Source organism: Natronocalculus amylovorans (assembly GCF_023638035.1).
Taxonomy (GTDB): domain Archaea; phylum Halobacteriota; class Halobacteria; order Halobacteriales; family Haloferacaceae; genus Natronocalculus; species Natronocalculus amylovorans.
This window is the reverse complement of the sequence record NZ_JAKRVX010000005.1, coordinates 65,454-81,268: the sequence shown is the minus strand read 5'-3', so window position 1 is coordinate 81,268 and position 15,815 is coordinate 65,454. Positions and strand designations below refer to the sequence as shown.

Below are 15,815 nucleotides of genomic sequence, written 5' to 3'. Positions count from 1 at the left end.
CCCTCAAGGAGCGACCAAAGGCGATTGAAGTAGGCAGAAATAGTTCACACACTACCAAGGTGGAACAACCGGCCAGTGCACTTTTGAACACTACCCAAACAATTTTTTGGCTGCATCAGGGCAGACCATGTGCAGTATGTTATTATCTATAGATTTTGAATTAGCTATATTTATTAATATTCAATATTATTTTATGAAATAGGTGAGAAGTATACCCCAAATGTTCAATCTAACGACACCCAGAGACCGCGAAGAGAAATCAAATAGTGCTACGGTATCGCGCCGGACTCTGGTATCGGGAATGGCGGGTGTTGGTTTTGCATCGATTGCTGGTTGCCTTACAGCAGGCGATTCAACCGAGGGGACGATCCGTATCAGTCTGGCGAGCGAGCCGACTGACGGTGACTGGGGGGAGTACGGTGGCGTCGTTCCCTACTACACGCCATTCCACGAAACGCTGACGGCCTCTCCACCTGACCTCCAGTCGGTTGAACCACGACTGGCAACAGGCTGGGAGGTAGTCGACGAGACGACGTGGCATTTCACCATTCGCGATGACGTGACACTTCACGACGGTAGCGAACTGACAGCGTCGCTCGCTGGCGACGCACTGTCAGCAATCCTCGAGGCTCGCCCCATCGGCTTTACTCGCCTTACGCCGGACAGTTTTACGGCCGTTGACGAGTATGTCCTCGAGATCGAAACGACACAGCCGGAACCAGCGACGCCCGGGAATCTCGCTCATCCGCTGCTAAGTATTCAACATCCAGACGCGGATGATCCGGTGGGAACCGGCCCATACGCTGCAGAAAGCGTAACCTCTGGCGAGCCTGTTGAGGCAGTAGGATTCGACGACTACTGGAGGGCCGTCCCGGAAACACAGCTCATCTTCGAGGGCGTCTCCGATCCCCAGACGCGGTCACTTCGCCTTGAGTCTGGAGAGACTGACGTGGCACTAGACCTCCCTCGCGGGAGCTACGGTGAGCTCGCCAGAAACGACGATCTGAAGATTCGAACCGAGACGGAACCTCGAACTGGGATGGTAATGGTGAATCGCTACCGTGAGGTGACGAGCGACCCCGATCTCAGGAAGGCCCTGCAGTACGCGGTCGATCAGCGCGAACTTGTCGAAGAGGTACTCGATGGGATTGGCGAGCCCGCACGATCGCCATTCTCGAATGTGATCCCGTGGTCTGCCCACGACGAACTACCGGAATACACGGATATGGATCAGGCTAGAGCGCTCCTCGAGACATCGGAGTACGACGGTGAAGAACTTCGATTTATCATCGATGGCAATCAGTCCGAACAACAACTCATCGCACAGGAAATGCAGCGCCGATACAACGAAATTGGCATTGAAATTGCAATCGAACAGGTCGAGTCAGCTGCCTTCTTCGGCGAGTACACCGGAGGCGAGGCGGATCTCGCGTTTGTCGAACTGGGATCAATAAATGGGGCTGCCGATTACCTTGTGTACGTGATGTATCACTCCGAAGGCGGAGACAACGTCGGCCAGTACGAGAGCGAGGGGACCGGCGTCGTCAATCCCGGCGAAGAAGTTGACGAACTCATCGAACAGGGTGATACAGCTTTTGATGAAGATGTCAAACACGAGGCTTACCGCGAAGTACAACAGCGTGTAATGGATGATGGGGTGACAATTCCGGTCTATTACAAAGATTACGTCATCGGAACCGATGCGGACGTTGACGGCCCCGACCTCCACGCCATTCCCCACATGACCGACTGGACGACACTGTCAAAATAATATGTGTTGGTACTTGTTGAAACGCGTCGTGAGCTCGGCTGTCGTCCTCGGCTCAGTGAGTCTCGCCACCTACGCACTGGTATTAATTACGCCGGGCGATCCCGCAGAGACGATCCTCCGCGAGCGGCTCAACAGTCAACCAAGCGATCAAGAGGTCAGTCAGTTCCGTGCGGAACATGGCCTCGAGGAGCCGTTCCACGTACAGTATGCAAACTGGCTTGGCAATGCCGTTAGTGGCGATCTCGGTCAGTCATACTTTCACGGCCGGGCGGTTCGCGAGTTGATCGCAGCTCACCTCCCGGCGACGATCGAACTCGCTGTTGCCGCGATGATCGTCGCGCTCGTTATCTCCGTTCCGGCGGGCATCGTCAGCGCGGTGTATCGCCAGACCTCCCTCGATTATATCAGCCAGGCCGGGGCACTCTTCGGGGTTTCGGTCCCCAACTTCTGGTTTGGATACCTGCTGATTATCCTCGTTGCACTGCCACTCAACGCCATTCCGACGTCGGGGGCAGGAAGCGCTGCACACCTCGTTTTACCAGCAGTGACGCTTGGGACTGGACTAGCCGCGGTCATTACCCGGCTACTACGCGCGTCGCTGCTCGAGACGCTCGAGGAACCGTATGTGAGAACGGCACGATCGAAGGGATTGTACGAGCGAGTTGTCGTTTATCGACACGCACTTCGAAGCGCCCTTATCCCGGTTGTCACCGTCATTGGGCTCCAATTTGCCTACGTCCTAAACGGTGCGGTAATCGTGGAAGCCGTCTTCAATCGACCGGGGCTGGGAACGCTTCTCGTCGACGCAGTCTTCGCCCGAGACTATCCGGTCGTACAGGGAGTTGTGCTGGTGACCGCTGTATTATTCGTGGTGACGAACTTCCTCGTCGACCTCTCGTATCGGTACCTCGATCCGCGAATCGATCTGGAGGCGAGTGCATGACTGACGCGAACACACCCACGACAGAGGCTGATCCATGAACACACTCTCCGACCCGGGTCGATTCGAAAGCATCAGACGATCGAATTTACTCACTGCACTTAGGAACAATCCCGCGAGTCTCGCTGGCGGGATCGTCATTGCACTTGTCACGCTAGTTGCTATCGCTGGCCCGGTGCTGGTCGGCGATCCTAACGCCGGTGCGCTTTCGAACCGTCTCCAACCGCCATCGATGGCTCATCCCCTCGGAACGGACCCCCTTGGTCGAGACGTCTTGTCGAGGCTAGTCTATGGTGCGAGGATTACCCTCGCCATGGCTGTGTCGATCACCCTTATCAGACTTATTATCGGTTTCGTCGTCGGACTGTTGGCCGGACTGTTCGGCGGACTCGTCGACGAGGTGTTGATGCGCGTCGTCGATTTCCTCCTCGCATTCCCCGGAATCGTTCTGGCGCTCGTTATCGCCGGTATTCTCGGGCCGAGTCTTCGCAATGTTCTCCTAGCACTGGTGGTCGTCGGTTGGGGCAGCTACGCCCGCGTCGTCAGAAGTTCGGTGCTTTCCGTTCGGGAAGAGCCATTCGTTGACGCTGCGAAACTCGCAGGTGTCTCCCGCATACGACTGGTCTGGACGCACTTCGTGCCGAACGTCGCTGGTCCCGTTGTGGTGCTTTCGACGCTCGATCTTGGCGGTGTCGTCCTCGCTGCAGCGGGTCTCTCCTTTCTCGGATTGGGTGCACAGCCGCCAACACCGGAGTGGGGGACGATGGTTGCGGATGGCTCTGATTACCTCCGATCAGCACCGTGGTTGGTCAACGTGCCCGGGGTCGCGATCGCTGTCGTCGTCCTCGGGTTCAACCTGCTTGGCGACGGACTCCGCGACTCACTCGATACGGATCCGACGAGGGTGAACCGATGACGACTGACGAAAGTAACCCGGCATCTGCCGACCGTCACGACAAGCGATCGGCCGTCAGTGTCGAGAACCTCACCGTTCGCTACGGGGACACAGTAGCTGTCAAGAATGTTTCATTCAGCCTCGATCAAGGGACATTCGTCGGCTTGGTGGGCGAATCAGGTGCCGGTAAGTCGACACTTGGACTCGCGCTCGTTGGTCTCGCCGGTGAGCCGTCAGGATCGATTCGAATCGGTAGCACGGAGCTCGTCGAAGCGGATGAGTCGACACTTCGACGGATCCGACAGCGGCGAGTTGGGCTAGCGTTCCAGAACGGCGGTGATGCTCTCCACCCTGCATACACCCTCGGTGAACAGATCGCCGAGAGCGTCGACGGGAAACGGCGACGGTGGCGGCGACGACACGAATCGCACGTTGAGAGCCTACTTCTGGACGTCGATCTCGAGCCGGAGCTTGCAGACCGATACCCGCACGAGTGCTCTGGCGGCCAGAAACAGCGGGCGCTGCTGGCGGTCGCCCTCGCAGGCGAACCCGACCTGCTCGTGCTCGACGAGCCCACGAGCTCGCTCGACGCGGTCACGCAAGCCCGTGTGCTTGAGACGCTCGAACAGGTTGCGAGCGAACGGGACCTCACCGTCTTGCTCATTACCCATGACCTAGATGTCGTCGAGTACTGTTGTGACCGGACACTCGTCATGCGCAAGGGTGAACTCGTCGACCAGAATTCCACTAACCGATTGTTCTCGAACCCGACGCATCCATATGCCTCGACGCTCGTTAGTGCTCGCCAATCCAGTCCGTGGGCTGCCGACGGTGGATCACAAGCGACTCTTGACTCGCGTAGCTCGTGCGACTCGATCGTTGCCGAACTCGAGAACGTGACCAAGCGGTACCGCGACGGTTCGATCGTCTCCCGACTTCTCGGACACGGGACCACAACTGACGCGCTCATAGATGCGTCGCTTGCCCTCCGGACAGGGGAGTGTGTTGCTCTCGTCGGGCGGTCCGGTGCCGGCAAGACGACGGCGGCCCGACTGATCGCCGGACTCGAGACGCCGTCCAGTGGGACGGTTCAGATACACGGTGAGTCGGTCGGTCCAGTGACTGAACGCCGACAGGAGCTACAGGCAGCGGTCGGCTACGTGTTTCAATCTCCTCGATCGAGTCTCGACCCGCGGCGTACCGTCGCCCAAAGTATCGCCGAACCGCTTTTCGGAGCCGGCTGGGAACGACCCTGCCGCCAACCGCGGGTCATGGAGCTGCTCAAGCAGGTGGGACTCGAAGGGTACCAGAACCGATACCCGCGCGAACTCTCCGGCGGCGAAGCCCAGCGGATCGCCGTGGCTCGTGCGCTCGCACTCGAACCGGAACTGCTGGTTCTCGACGAGGCGACGAGCGCGCTCGATACGGTGACGACTCATCGTCTCTGCTCATTGTTCGAGCGACTCGGTCGGCGGGACGGCCGATCCATGTTGATTGTGACGCACGACTTTGACATCGCCCGCCGACTGTCCGATCGAACGCTCGTGCTCGCTGACGGCCGAATCGTTGACGGTGGGTCTACGAACGCACTGTTTACCGAACCGACACATGTCGAAACGCGGATGCTGATCGACGCGACGCTCGATGGAGCTCACCTCAATACCCAGACACACAGCACACATGACATTGACGAACCAGACTGAATCAACTTGTACCGCACCAGAATCGACGAACAGAACGGCGAATGAACCAGTGATCGATCCGCCAGATGACGAGGGATACCACGTCGTCATAGTCGGTGGTGGACCCGCAGGCTGTGCAGCCAGTCTGTTCTTGGCCCGCGCTGGCCTTCGAGCGCTACAGCTCAAGAACGGTCGCTCGACGCTTCAGAAGTGTGCCTACGTGGAAAACTACCTCGGCTTTCCGCTGGGGATTGAACCGCGAGACCTCCGTGATATCATGCAGGCACACGTCGCACAAACACCGTGTACCATTCGAGAAACGACCGTCAAGACAGTTAGCAGAACCAAGGACGGGTTCGACGTGATCCTCGACGAAGGCCCGATTCCTACGCGAACCGTTCTCGCCGCCTCGTGGTCCAAAAGCAACTACCTCGAAGAACTGGGGGTCGAAACCGAGCAGGAAGAAGACGGGCCTGTCGACGAGATTATCACCGACCCGCAGGGTCGAACGAACGTCGACGGACTCTACGCCGCCGGTCGTATTACTGGGACGCCCCATCAGGCACTCGTAAGCGCCGGAGACGGTGCTCGAGTTGCATTGAACCTAATCTCCAAACTAATTCCAGAGTTCTACAACGATTGGATCGCGCCAGCGGGATACTACGAGGGGTACGGCAAGGATATTCCGGTCGGTGTCGAAGAGATCTCACACGAAGAGCGACGCTTGCGTGCCAAGTGTGGTCGAGCGTGGATGCGAGAATGGTTTACCGAGGAGTCGTGATCTCCTCCTCAGCGTAAATGATGCCACAAGACGCTGAGCTTCTCGTTGGCCAATCAGAACACATCTGTTCTGATGATGAGGCTTCCTACGGCACCGCACCACTGGGTTAGGATATTCGATGGTTTACGATCTGTCGTCATGACAGACCGGTGGTGGGGTCGTTCGAAAATCGAAGAGTTTCGTAATAAAGCGAGATTCCGTCTCTCGAACCACTACACTGCCGTTGCTCCTATTCCGACAGGGTGTCTCGGACGTTCTGGACCTCGAAGACTCGATATTGTGTATTTAAATAGGCGGTGGAACCACCTTGGTGTAGACCATGCTACGATACGCTATCGATTAAATATCCCTACTACCGCCAAACATGGGTTGTCGAGTAATTGTCGGGTTCACGCCCGCTGAGCAAACCTCCATTTTGCGATGCCCATCAGAATGCTTGCATTCTGAGGACGCCGTGCACAGCGTGGTGTCCGACGGAATTCTCTGATTAGAGAACGGAAAATTATTAATCTTAAGTATTAAAATAACAACTTTGATTATCGAGTAGGTATAGATTAATAATAACTGTGTCAACAAAGTTAACAGAGATCGAGGCAGCTGAGAAAGAGCATGGATCTGGGGCGCGTTACATCGCGTTTGTCGGCGATCGCGACGCTGGAAAGACAACAATCGCCGCGCTCGTCGCGAATCGACTGGCCGAACGAACCAATGTTCGGGTGATCGGTGAGGCAACACAACTGGTGACCGACCACGAGACGAGCACCGACAATGGCTTTGGGATTGAGTGGACGGTCGAAGACTGCCCATCAGGGACGAAAGCGATCGAAACGCGAGCCGACCAACTGGATACGGTGTTTATTGTCGCAACGCCTGCGACACTTGAGCGCGCCGAGACATACGAGCGCTTTGCGAACCAACACGATATCAACTGCTTCCTTGTAGTTAATCAATTTCGCGAGTCGGCGAGGGATCGACTCCGAACGTCCGACGGGCCGGAGATCGCCGAGTACTTTTACGATGACGAGGAGGTTTCGACGGCAATCGCCGATGGGCGCGTGCCGGAGCTTCCTGAATGGACAGTTGAGGCACTACTCATCGAAAGCCTCCAGCCCGAGCGTCAAGACCTCGAGTGCGCACTCAAGGCGCTCGAACGCGGTGAGCGCTCGATCGTCAACGTCGAAGTTGATGAGCAAGCTGACGCCGAGTCGCTCATTAGCTCGTTCGAATGTGCGGGGTACAGTGCGGCCTATTTTGAGTGTAACTGCCGGTGTCACGATGGACACGTGCTGGCGCACTGACGACTAAATAGAGAATGTATGCAACAAACAGTGAACACATCAGCATATTCTGTATAAAGATTTACTCGGTACTATATTCTACCAGATATATGACAACGTCGGTGAAGATAGACGACGATACCCAGTCTCGTATCGAACGGTTACAGGCCGAGATTCGACTCGAAACGGGGACATGAGTGACCCCGCAGGAGATCCTTGCCCGGCTCGTCGAGCGTGCGATCGAGTCGAAATCCGACCTCATCGACTCCTTCCGCGAAGAGCGGGCTCCACTCGCTGACTCCGATCGTGAGAAATTTCACGATGGGATGGTATCGTCAGGCGTCACGACGACCGAAGACGATATCGACGACGTGCTGTACTGAGTGTATTCGTCGACACTGGCGTTTTCTTCACACATCACGATACGGATGCGGATCGACACAACCATGCGTTCGATGCGCTGCTCAATGGAGAGTACGGACAGCCGTACACGAACGACTACATCTTTGACGAAACGGTGACGCTTACGCGTGCTCGAACAGGGTCGTTCGAGGCTGCGAACACCGTTGCCAGTCGAATCCGCGGTGAACATCAACTAACAAATTCTTTCCATTAATTTGTTGATCTTGGAGGGCTCTGTTGCAATCCTTAGAAAGTGACTGATATTGTCCTCCCCGCGGTCAGTAAAGGCGATCAACGCACCGATGTCGAACGACGACCTCTCCACGGCATGTCAGTAGCAGCGTGCAAGATACAGAGGATGTAGTCAGCAGCAAGTTGAGGGTGATTAAGTAGCTATTACATCCATCCGTGATTTTTATTTATTCTATTCACATAGAGAAGTGTATGACCCGAAATACCCTACCAGACGACTTTTTTGATTGGATTTCTCCAAAAAAGGAAGCGCTCATTCAGGTGCTACTTGAAGCTGAAGGGGAGTGGGTTATGGGTGATGATGTTCGGCAACGAATGAGAGACTCCCATGGACTCAATGTCCCTGATGAGAGTGGGGCTATAGCGAGCCACCAAGGACATTTAACGAAGCGATACAGCAAGAAATTTAGTCGTGATATAATTGACGTACGTTGGGCAGATGAGAGTCGTGGGCTTGCAAAGTATCGAATTGGGGACAAATACATAAATGAGCTTAAAAACCATTTCGGCAAATAGGCGCTGTGCATCTTGCACGCCACTCAGGATACCATTTGGATCTGGTAGAATTCTGATCGGCCAATGAGCATATCTCAGTGACCAACTGTTTCAAACAAGAACGTGTCTGAAGGAGATGATTTCAACAGAGCCACTCATTTAATATACATACACGTTTGCGAATGCGTAAACGCATAACGCATATAAAACCTCACTAGCTAATCAACGCGTCAACAGATACTACTCGCTTCGAGCCACTGCTTACAGAACATCGAGGAAAGAGCCCACGATTTTAGTCGTGTGAAGGATGTCAAATGGTACGCGTGGTCATGAATATCAACACCGTCAGTACGATGGCGATTGTCGCCAGAGCTGCGATACCGCCTGAAATATATTAGCAAGGAGCGTGAAGTACTAGTATGTCCAAATCTGACCATCCCTCTTTCGAAACAATCGATCTTGATGGGATTCAAACCTACCTCAATCAAACCGAGGTCAGCTTCGCAGTGTTGTTTGGATCACATGCAAGAGGAGTGGCAGATGAGTCATCGGATGTCGATATCGCACTTCAGTTCCCAGACGAGCTATCCGATGCCAATCGGTTTCGGCGACGTAACCGTATCGATGCAGACCTCCAGGTATATGCGGACGGATTTGTTGACGTGAGTGATATCGAGTCACTCCCAACGCATGTTGCGTACGCTGCGCTCCGAGACGGGATTCGTCTTGTTGGTGATTCAGAAAAAATCGCCACATACAAACGCCAAATTGACACCAAATATGATGCGGATGCGAGCAAGCGAGAGCGAGAACAGCGAGAATTTATCGATCGGTTGGCTCGTGGTGATATATAAATGGTTGATGATAATATTGTCATTGACAAACTTCGATATATCAACGAGTATACGAACGATCTGAAGCAGATTCGGGGTATGTCAAAACAGCAGTATGTTGATGATATCATCGTCCAACGAGCCGTTGAGCGAACATTTATGAACCTAATTCAATCCTGTATTGACCTTGCCCAGCATATTCGTGCTTCGGAGGGCCTTTCGCCAAGTGGAACTGCAAAAAATGAGATCGAGTCACTTGGGATTGCAGGTATACTCTCACCAGAGGTTCAAGAGCAAGTAGAAGAAGCGGTTGGCTTTCGAAATATCCTCGCCCACCGTTATGGTGACGTAAACCATGATATTGTGTATGGTGTATTACACGACGACCTATATTGGTTCGACCAATTTCAGCAGGAGATCGCACAGTGGTATCAGGAATTAGAATGAATCGGGACACGTGACATCCTCCGCACGACTGAAGTCGTGGGCTTCCCACGCCCGTTACGCTGGTTTGGGAATTTACGTTTACGACCCGACACGCCGATGGGAGTGCCACGCTCTGGGCGATACTGTCGACGCGCCGGTCGTGAAGCTGCTCATCCTGGAATGCCTTTTCACATCGAACTTGCAGCGCCTGCGGATCGAGCTCAGTGCCGAACACCGCTGTTGTGAACGCCCCCATGGAATCTCTGATCAGCTGGGCAAGCCAGCGGGACCAGTTTTCTTCCTGATTGGTTCGTAACGGCCCTGATTGCGGGATGTCAGTCGTCCAGTTGATCGCGAGTGGGTCAACATCGAACGGGCACGCGCTCGCCTCCCATTGCTCATTCAGTTCGCGCAAGACATCATGCAACTCGACGAGCTCGCCGGTGAGACCACTGGTGTACCGGAGCCACCATTCATCAACTACATCCCAAGATAGATCGAGCTGGCTCATAGGGTGCCACCCTCTGTGCGTGAGTCTTTGGTATTAGTAGTGAGTACCATTGATATCGTCGAGTTCGAAGCGTACCACTATCATACTTGTTCAGTTATCGAACTCTTAGACGACTCAAAGGAAGAGACTCAGTTCGTCAACGCAGCAACGAACTTTTGAAAAATGCTATCGTGGTCTTATTGACCAATCAGAACACACATGTTCTGATGTGCGAACGAGAGCACTGCTCTCGTGAACGGCGGGATTCTCGTCTTGAAAAAAGAGAGGTAGTCCTGTTGAAATCCTTAGAGACTGATATGTTTTTGTGTTTGTGCTAAGTATAGAGGATATATCCAGCACGGTGAATATATTCATCCGCCCCACCTTCGTTGAAGGGACCATTATATTTGGAATATAGCTGTGACATGAAGACGGGGCGAACTACGACGAACAGTAGTAGCTCAATATAAAGGAGGAACCCAGCGCCAAACGAGCTTTGGTGAAAATAATGAGTCGTCAGATCACGCCGAACAGTATGACAAACCCAATGAGGAAACTGAGAATACCAAAGACGTATTCGAAATAGAACCACCAATTAGCGAACTCAATTTCATCGGCGTCTTTGTTCGTTCCAAACGCTTTTATTTCTCGGTTCATCTGGAGAGACCATTCTGGTTGGAGGAAGCAGATCAAACCGAGACCAAAAAAGAAGACAGCCAGGAGGGTTGACATATTTACAAGACGGTGTCTATCCGTCAAAAATTTTTGCTCCATCTGAGAGACACAGGCCGAGCGCTGCGAACATCAATCATACACTTAGCACGGCTACTGAATGACTGGTACAATAGATTTCTCGTGAAGTAAACGATGAATAACATATTGCTCTAACCCTCTGTATAGACCGACCCGGACAAACGAACTTCTGCAAACTTTCCGTGCGAGATATGCGCGTTGTACTCCGCACCCGGTTTTTGTCAAAGCTGAAGCATTTCAACAAAGCCAGATAGGTGTAAGTGAGTTCTGGCCATTACCGAGAATGTGCTCTCGGTTGAGTCGACAGCATTCACTCATCATCAAAGCAACAGTTGGCGGCCACATTTAATATTTGAGTCGAATTCGTTTTGAGGTCTACGCCTTCGTTCAAAATAGCCCCGTTGACGATCTGTCTCAAATTGTAGAGCAAACCGCCAAGGATCATGAAATAGTATCGACATGCGGCATCTTTTGGCTGTCCCTCTGGCATGTTATTTTTCACTCCACGTATGACTGCCTCTATTCCACCCCGTTTTCGATACAGGGCGAACGCCTTATGTACCTCATTCTCTGATAGTTTATTATCAGTTATGAGTAGTAGGTGGGATTTGCTTGATCTCTTTGGGTTCGAAGCAATTGGTTTTCGCGATTGTGAGCCTGATTCACCGCCTTCGATTGACAACTGTTTGCTACTAGTACCAGTACCATTCTCATCTGAATCTGTATTGTCTGTGAGCGGATAGGCAAGTAGCCAGACATCCTTTTCTACATCAGCAAAGTCTAAACGACTCATTTGTACTTTATCATTTAAATCCGAATTTATTCGTTGTTCAGACTTTTTGCTCCTCTTTGCACCAATGATCCAATCGATACTTTCGTTATTGGTAGTGGATGTTCGCTTCATATTACGAAGGCCTTCAACTAGCTCACCTCTGTAATATTGACGGTCGAAAACTATCGTACCTCTCTCTATATCAGGTATCGTTTCAAAATGTTTCAACTGCTCAATCGAGATCTCCGAGAGATAGCTAGTGTTGTACAATACCGGCCTAATGTTTGTAACTAAATTGAGGCCCTTTCCCGTGGTGCCGACCACGTTATATCCCCAACCGCTTTTACTTTCGCTTGTATCAAATTTTGACTTTTTGTTATCTATTCGAGGATCATTTTCCGTCTCTCCCTCGTAACCGGCTGTGCTCTCTATAACAGTACCATCACAAGACAAATGATGTTTTTCTTTTGTGACACCGTACTTGTTCGCGAACTTGATGGATTCTTTAAAAGCTTGATCTGCCTGCTCAATGAGTTCCGTAGGATACGCTTTGTATTCAACGGCCTCGCCAGAGAGGGTCTTTTGTTTTGGATCAATTGGGCCCCAATCAAGCGACTTTATCAAGTCGTATATATATCCGCCAGTCGGAATTTTTGATCTGTCATGTTGATAATCAACTGTGTCTTTGATTTTATCGGGTGCAGAATTATATAATGCAGTACAAATCAGGGTGCCAATTATATATTTAAATTCCTTACTGGAATTGCTAGCTCTGTTGAATGTAAGCGTTGAGCAGATTACGGTATCAATATATTCTTGAACAATGTTTTTGAGAGCCTCTTGTTCTATTGGTCGCTCGGTCCTTGTGAAATCAGTATCATCAAACGAAAGTCCATGGGTTTCTGCAAAGTGTTCTGAAGACCATCCATTCCTATGGATTGAACCTACAGCGTGCTTTGCAACAAGCTCTATTTTATTTTTTTCTTCCGGAGTGACTTTGTTTTTCTTTCTTGATAGCATCCCTGCGTTTATGGTTTTTTGAACACCAATCGAACCGAACAGATCTGGATGCTCTCTAAGATATCTGATCGTCTCATTCACGCCAAGTCCACGAGCGAAATAAAAATAGAGCAACCTAACATACTTCTCTCTAATAGAGAAATCCGTTGGATCGATGTCCAGTTCTCCATAACAAAAGTCTTGAAATTTAAGGATTTTCTGATCAGTTACCTCATCACTTGGAAGTTGGTCCCCATGGTTTTTACTTGCTAGAAAGTTGTTCAAATTCAGGTGTCGTTCGGGATTCTCGTTTTTACTTGGGTGTGTATTGAACTGTATGGTTCTACCTCTTGCTTCGTCGCTTGCAGCATCTACCGAATTTTTAGCTTGCTTTTTTTCGATCGTCTGAGTTGAGGTCGTCTCTTTTTGATTGGGATCTAGATGATCTTTTGACGCATCTGTATGTTTAAGATAACTGTTATTCTTCTTCATAATAGATCTCTATTCAACAGACACGTATAAAACTCATTGAAGATTAATATTTATATCAATATTATTTTCGTTGAAATATACTTATTTGCTCTGTGAGGTTCGGCGACAGGCTAATCGATCGGAATATTTTGTCCATTATAACAATTCCCACAGCATTCACCAAAGAATTGGTACGCAGTCGAACGTTTACAGTTGTTGAGACTTATAGAATTTCAAGGAGAATACCCGCGCCTTTAGGCGCGGGAGGATGTCAATTGGTACAGTAGTGAATCATCTCGCGGCTTGACCCCGAGGAGGTTCACGTCACAAGAGCGTAGCTGGAAAATACTGGTTATGCTAATTCTGTCAATCGACGCTTATCAGTATCCGTGAGCAGCTGAACGTCATACTGTTTCTCGAGAGAAGCAATCTCCTCGAAACAGTTGCGTGCATCTGTTTCGTTGCCATCGTTGAGATGCTGAGTACCCTGCTTGCGTTTGACTTTTGCTAAGCCTTGCTTGCCAGCATATCGAGGTAAGCTCTGACGGTAATACTGAGCAGCACGATCGAGGTGCATCCACCACTCGTCTGTCACTCCCTCTTCTTTTTTAATTGTTGTAGCAAGTTGCCAATGTGTATCCGCTAATTGTTGCACTACATTTCGCTGTTCGTACTCTTTGGATGCAAGATCCAATGCTTTCTGCAAAGTCTCACGTGCTTCATCTAAGCTCTCCGTGGTACTTCTTTCCAAAAGCGCATCTAATCGATCTCGCTGTTTCAAACTATCACTCTTCCAGACAATATGCCCACCGAGGTCAATACCGTACGTGGAGTCTCCCTCAGTAGAACCAAGGCGCAGCATTATGCTACCATCCCGATCGATAAATTCGAGATCCTGGACGTTCCCATGCTTGTTTTCGTGTCGAATGACCTGTTCACCAGTGTCGACGTGGAAAATATATGTACTGCAATCCGGGTTGTACGTGCTCGTTGCAGCGTACTCTCCATCAGACGTGATGGCAGTTGGTCCAAGATTCGAATCGAAGTCGTGTTTTACGAGTGGATGACCACTACGATTAAAAACGTGGAGCGTTCCGGACCGGGTTTCTCCCCAACCGAACTGCCAATCAACAACAGACACAATCCCGTTTTTAGCTACTGCAGCTGCATTTGGGCGGGCAATTTTGGTGGTAAAAGATAATTCATCATCTTCGAAGAGAAAAACGCGGCCGTGCTGCGGATCGTCGTTACCTTCACCGGATCGACCATCTTGCCAGGCTGCCGTGTAAGCACTGTTGGGTGAGGTAACAGTCTGTGTGTGGTACTGCTCTCCGTTATATTCGAAACTCATCAACCCGGTTTCGTTGGGATGCTCGGGAGCATTGCTTTGTCTCTGTACTGTTACTCTCCCGTCTTGAGACACCGACTCACTACTCGTTTCAGAATTTGATTCGGTAGCATTCTCGCTGCTTTCTTGTCTATGTGTAGACTCCTCGGACTGGACTGTGGCGGTCTCCGTCGGTGAATTTCCACTCGTTTCTCCGAGATCGACGCTCCTTCGCCGCCACAAGTAGACACCAGCAGGAATGATTGCAAACAGCCAGATGAGTGATGTCAAAACGTATGCCCACCAATACTTCGGCCAATCGCCTCGCCTTCGGAGGGCTCTTGCATCAAAAAAGAGTGCGATCGGAAGCCCAAGCCACACGGTAAAGAAGATGATCGCCCACAATGACTCGGGGAGAACAGTGACTCCAAAGAACCCAATAAACCAGCCGGGTATCGACGCGAGGATGGCTTTCTGCCAGCGTGTGGATGGAGCCGGCTCCGATCGGCTCGTATCAGTATTTGATTCTCGGTTCGTCTTAGCGACACCCGGATCTGCGTCTGGTGGCTCGTCCGATTGCTCAGAGTCGTTATCTGCAGGCGTAATGAAGTCGAAGTACTCAACGAAGAGATCGAGCGCATCATATTCTACGAGAAGTGAGACAAGATCATCTCCATTGATGAGTTTCACATTGAGTCGGCTAGCGAGATCGCGAGCTTGTCCAGTGAACTCATTTGTGGTTACGATCACCACTTTGTCTACACCGTTGTATTGCTGTCCAAGACTTGCGTACTGCTGAATATCCGGAGAACCGACTGTCGTGTTCGGTCCGTATCGTTTTGCCTGAATGAGTGTCAGTTGGTCATATGGGTGACTTTTTCGAGCAACGACATCGACACCTTCGTCCATCGATGCACTGGAGACTTCCGTTTCCCACCCCATACGCTCCCAGAGGTCAGCAACGAAATGTTCGAACTCGTAGGGGTCCATCTGCTGCAACACGGTTTTCAACTGCTCGGTGCTTTCGACAGGCCCCTCCTCAAATGGAGGTGTATTTGTGGAGTCTGGTGTACCTTGGCGATCGGATTGTGTAGAAGCCTGCGACTGTGAAGGGCCGGAATTAGTGTCTTTTCCCACATTGCGAATCCACCGGTACAGTTCACGGTAGAGGTAATATCGAAGAAAGCGTTTCACGCTGGTGTCACCCTCTGTTGACTCCTCGCCTCAAGAGCACTCTGTTTGTCCCACA

Annotated in this window: 13 protein-coding genes and 2 pseudogenes; 12 read left to right on the top strand and 3 right to left on the bottom strand. The window is 51.4% G+C overall.

Annotated features, from left to right (window positions below):
• The first annotated feature begins 301 nt into the window (after positions 1–301).
• From AArcSt2_RS12335 to AArcSt2_RS12285, 12 genes and pseudogenes are all read left to right on the top strand, one after another.
• The gene (locus AArcSt2_RS12335) at positions 302–1,771 is read left to right on the top strand and encodes an ABC transporter substrate-binding protein (RefSeq protein WP_250585038.1); all 1,470 of its coding nucleotides are present in this window, start codon (positions 302–304) and stop codon (positions 1,769–1,771) included.
• A 1-nt stretch (position 1,772) separates the two neighbouring features.
• The gene (nikB, locus tag AArcSt2_RS12330; protein ID WP_250585036.1) at positions 1,773–2,714 is read left to right on the top strand and encodes a nickel ABC transporter permease; all 942 of its coding nucleotides are present in this window, start codon (positions 1,773–1,775) and stop codon (positions 2,712–2,714) included.
• Between the two features lie 34 nt (positions 2,715–2,748).
• Positions 2,749–3,627 carry a nickel transporter permease gene (gene nikC / locus AArcSt2_RS12325; protein ID WP_250585034.1) on the top strand — a complete coding sequence of 293 codons (879 nt, stop codon included), beginning with the start codon at positions 2,749–2,751 and terminating at the stop codon, positions 3,625–3,627.
• On the top strand, positions 3,624–5,309 hold the full coding sequence (locus AArcSt2_RS12320) for an ABC transporter ATP-binding protein (RefSeq protein ID WP_250585032.1): 1,686 nt from the start codon (positions 3,624–3,626) through the stop codon (positions 5,307–5,309). The genes nikC and AArcSt2_RS12320 overlap by 4 nt, the downstream gene beginning before the upstream one ends.
• A 49-nt stretch (positions 5,310–5,358) precedes the next feature.
• On the top strand, positions 5,359–6,069 hold the full coding sequence (locus AArcSt2_RS12315) for an NAD(P)/FAD-dependent oxidoreductase (RefSeq protein WP_250585030.1): 711 nt from the start codon (positions 5,359–5,361) through the stop codon (positions 6,067–6,069).
• A gap of 566 nt (positions 6,070–6,635) precedes the next feature.
• Positions 6,636–7,367, top strand: coding sequence for a hypothetical protein (locus tag AArcSt2_RS12310; protein ID WP_250585028.1), 732 nt, complete (start codon positions 6,636–6,638; stop codon positions 7,365–7,367).
• Positions 7,368–7,456: 89 nt separating this feature from the next.
• Positions 7,457–7,729, top strand: a pseudogene (locus tag AArcSt2_RS12305) (hypothetical protein).
• Positions 7,726–7,956 (top strand): annotated as a pseudogene (locus AArcSt2_RS16760) (type II toxin-antitoxin system VapC family toxin); the annotation flags it as partial. The pseudogenes AArcSt2_RS12305 and AArcSt2_RS16760, both read left to right, overlap by 4 nt.
• 236 nt (positions 7,957–8,192) lie before the next feature.
• On the top strand, positions 8,193–8,516 hold the full coding sequence (locus AArcSt2_RS12300) for a hypothetical protein (protein ID WP_250585024.1): 324 nt from the start codon (positions 8,193–8,195) through the stop codon (positions 8,514–8,516).
• A gap of 398 nt (positions 8,517–8,914) precedes the next feature.
• Positions 8,915–9,349, top strand: a complete 435-nt coding sequence (gene mntA, locus AArcSt2_RS12295) for a type VII toxin-antitoxin system MntA family adenylyltransferase antitoxin (protein ID WP_250585022.1) — start codon at positions 8,915–8,917, stop codon at positions 9,347–9,349.
• On the top strand, positions 9,350–9,775 hold the full coding sequence (hepT, locus tag AArcSt2_RS12290) for a type VII toxin-antitoxin system HepT family RNase toxin (RefSeq protein ID WP_250585020.1): 426 nt from the start codon (positions 9,350–9,352) through the stop codon (positions 9,773–9,775).
• Between the two features lie 304 nt (positions 9,776–10,079).
• A complete protein-coding gene (locus AArcSt2_RS12285) occupies positions 10,080–10,250 on the top strand; it encodes a hypothetical protein (RefSeq protein ID WP_250585018.1) in 171 nt (56 codons plus the stop codon).
• A gap of 510 nt (positions 10,251–10,760) precedes the next feature.
• On the opposite strand, the gene AArcSt2_RS12280 is transcribed toward AArcSt2_RS12285, so the two are convergent.
• From AArcSt2_RS12280 to AArcSt2_RS12270, 3 genes are all read right to left on the bottom strand, one after another.
• Positions 10,761–10,976 carry a DUF6199 family natural product biosynthesis protein gene (locus AArcSt2_RS12280; RefSeq protein WP_250585016.1) on the bottom strand — a complete coding sequence of 72 codons (216 nt, stop codon included), beginning with the start codon at positions 10,974–10,976 and terminating at the stop codon, positions 10,761–10,763.
• Positions 10,977–11,307: 331 nt separating this feature from the next.
• Positions 11,308–13,260, bottom strand: coding sequence for a hypothetical protein (locus AArcSt2_RS12275; RefSeq protein WP_250585014.1), 1,953 nt, complete (start codon positions 13,258–13,260; stop codon positions 11,308–11,310).
• Positions 13,261–13,591: 331 nt separating this feature from the next.
• Positions 13,592–15,703 carry a restriction endonuclease gene (locus AArcSt2_RS12270; RefSeq protein ID WP_250585012.1) on the bottom strand — a complete coding sequence of 704 codons (2,112 nt, stop codon included), beginning with the start codon at positions 15,701–15,703 and terminating at the stop codon, positions 13,592–13,594.
• Positions 15,704–15,815 lie beyond the last annotated feature (112 nt).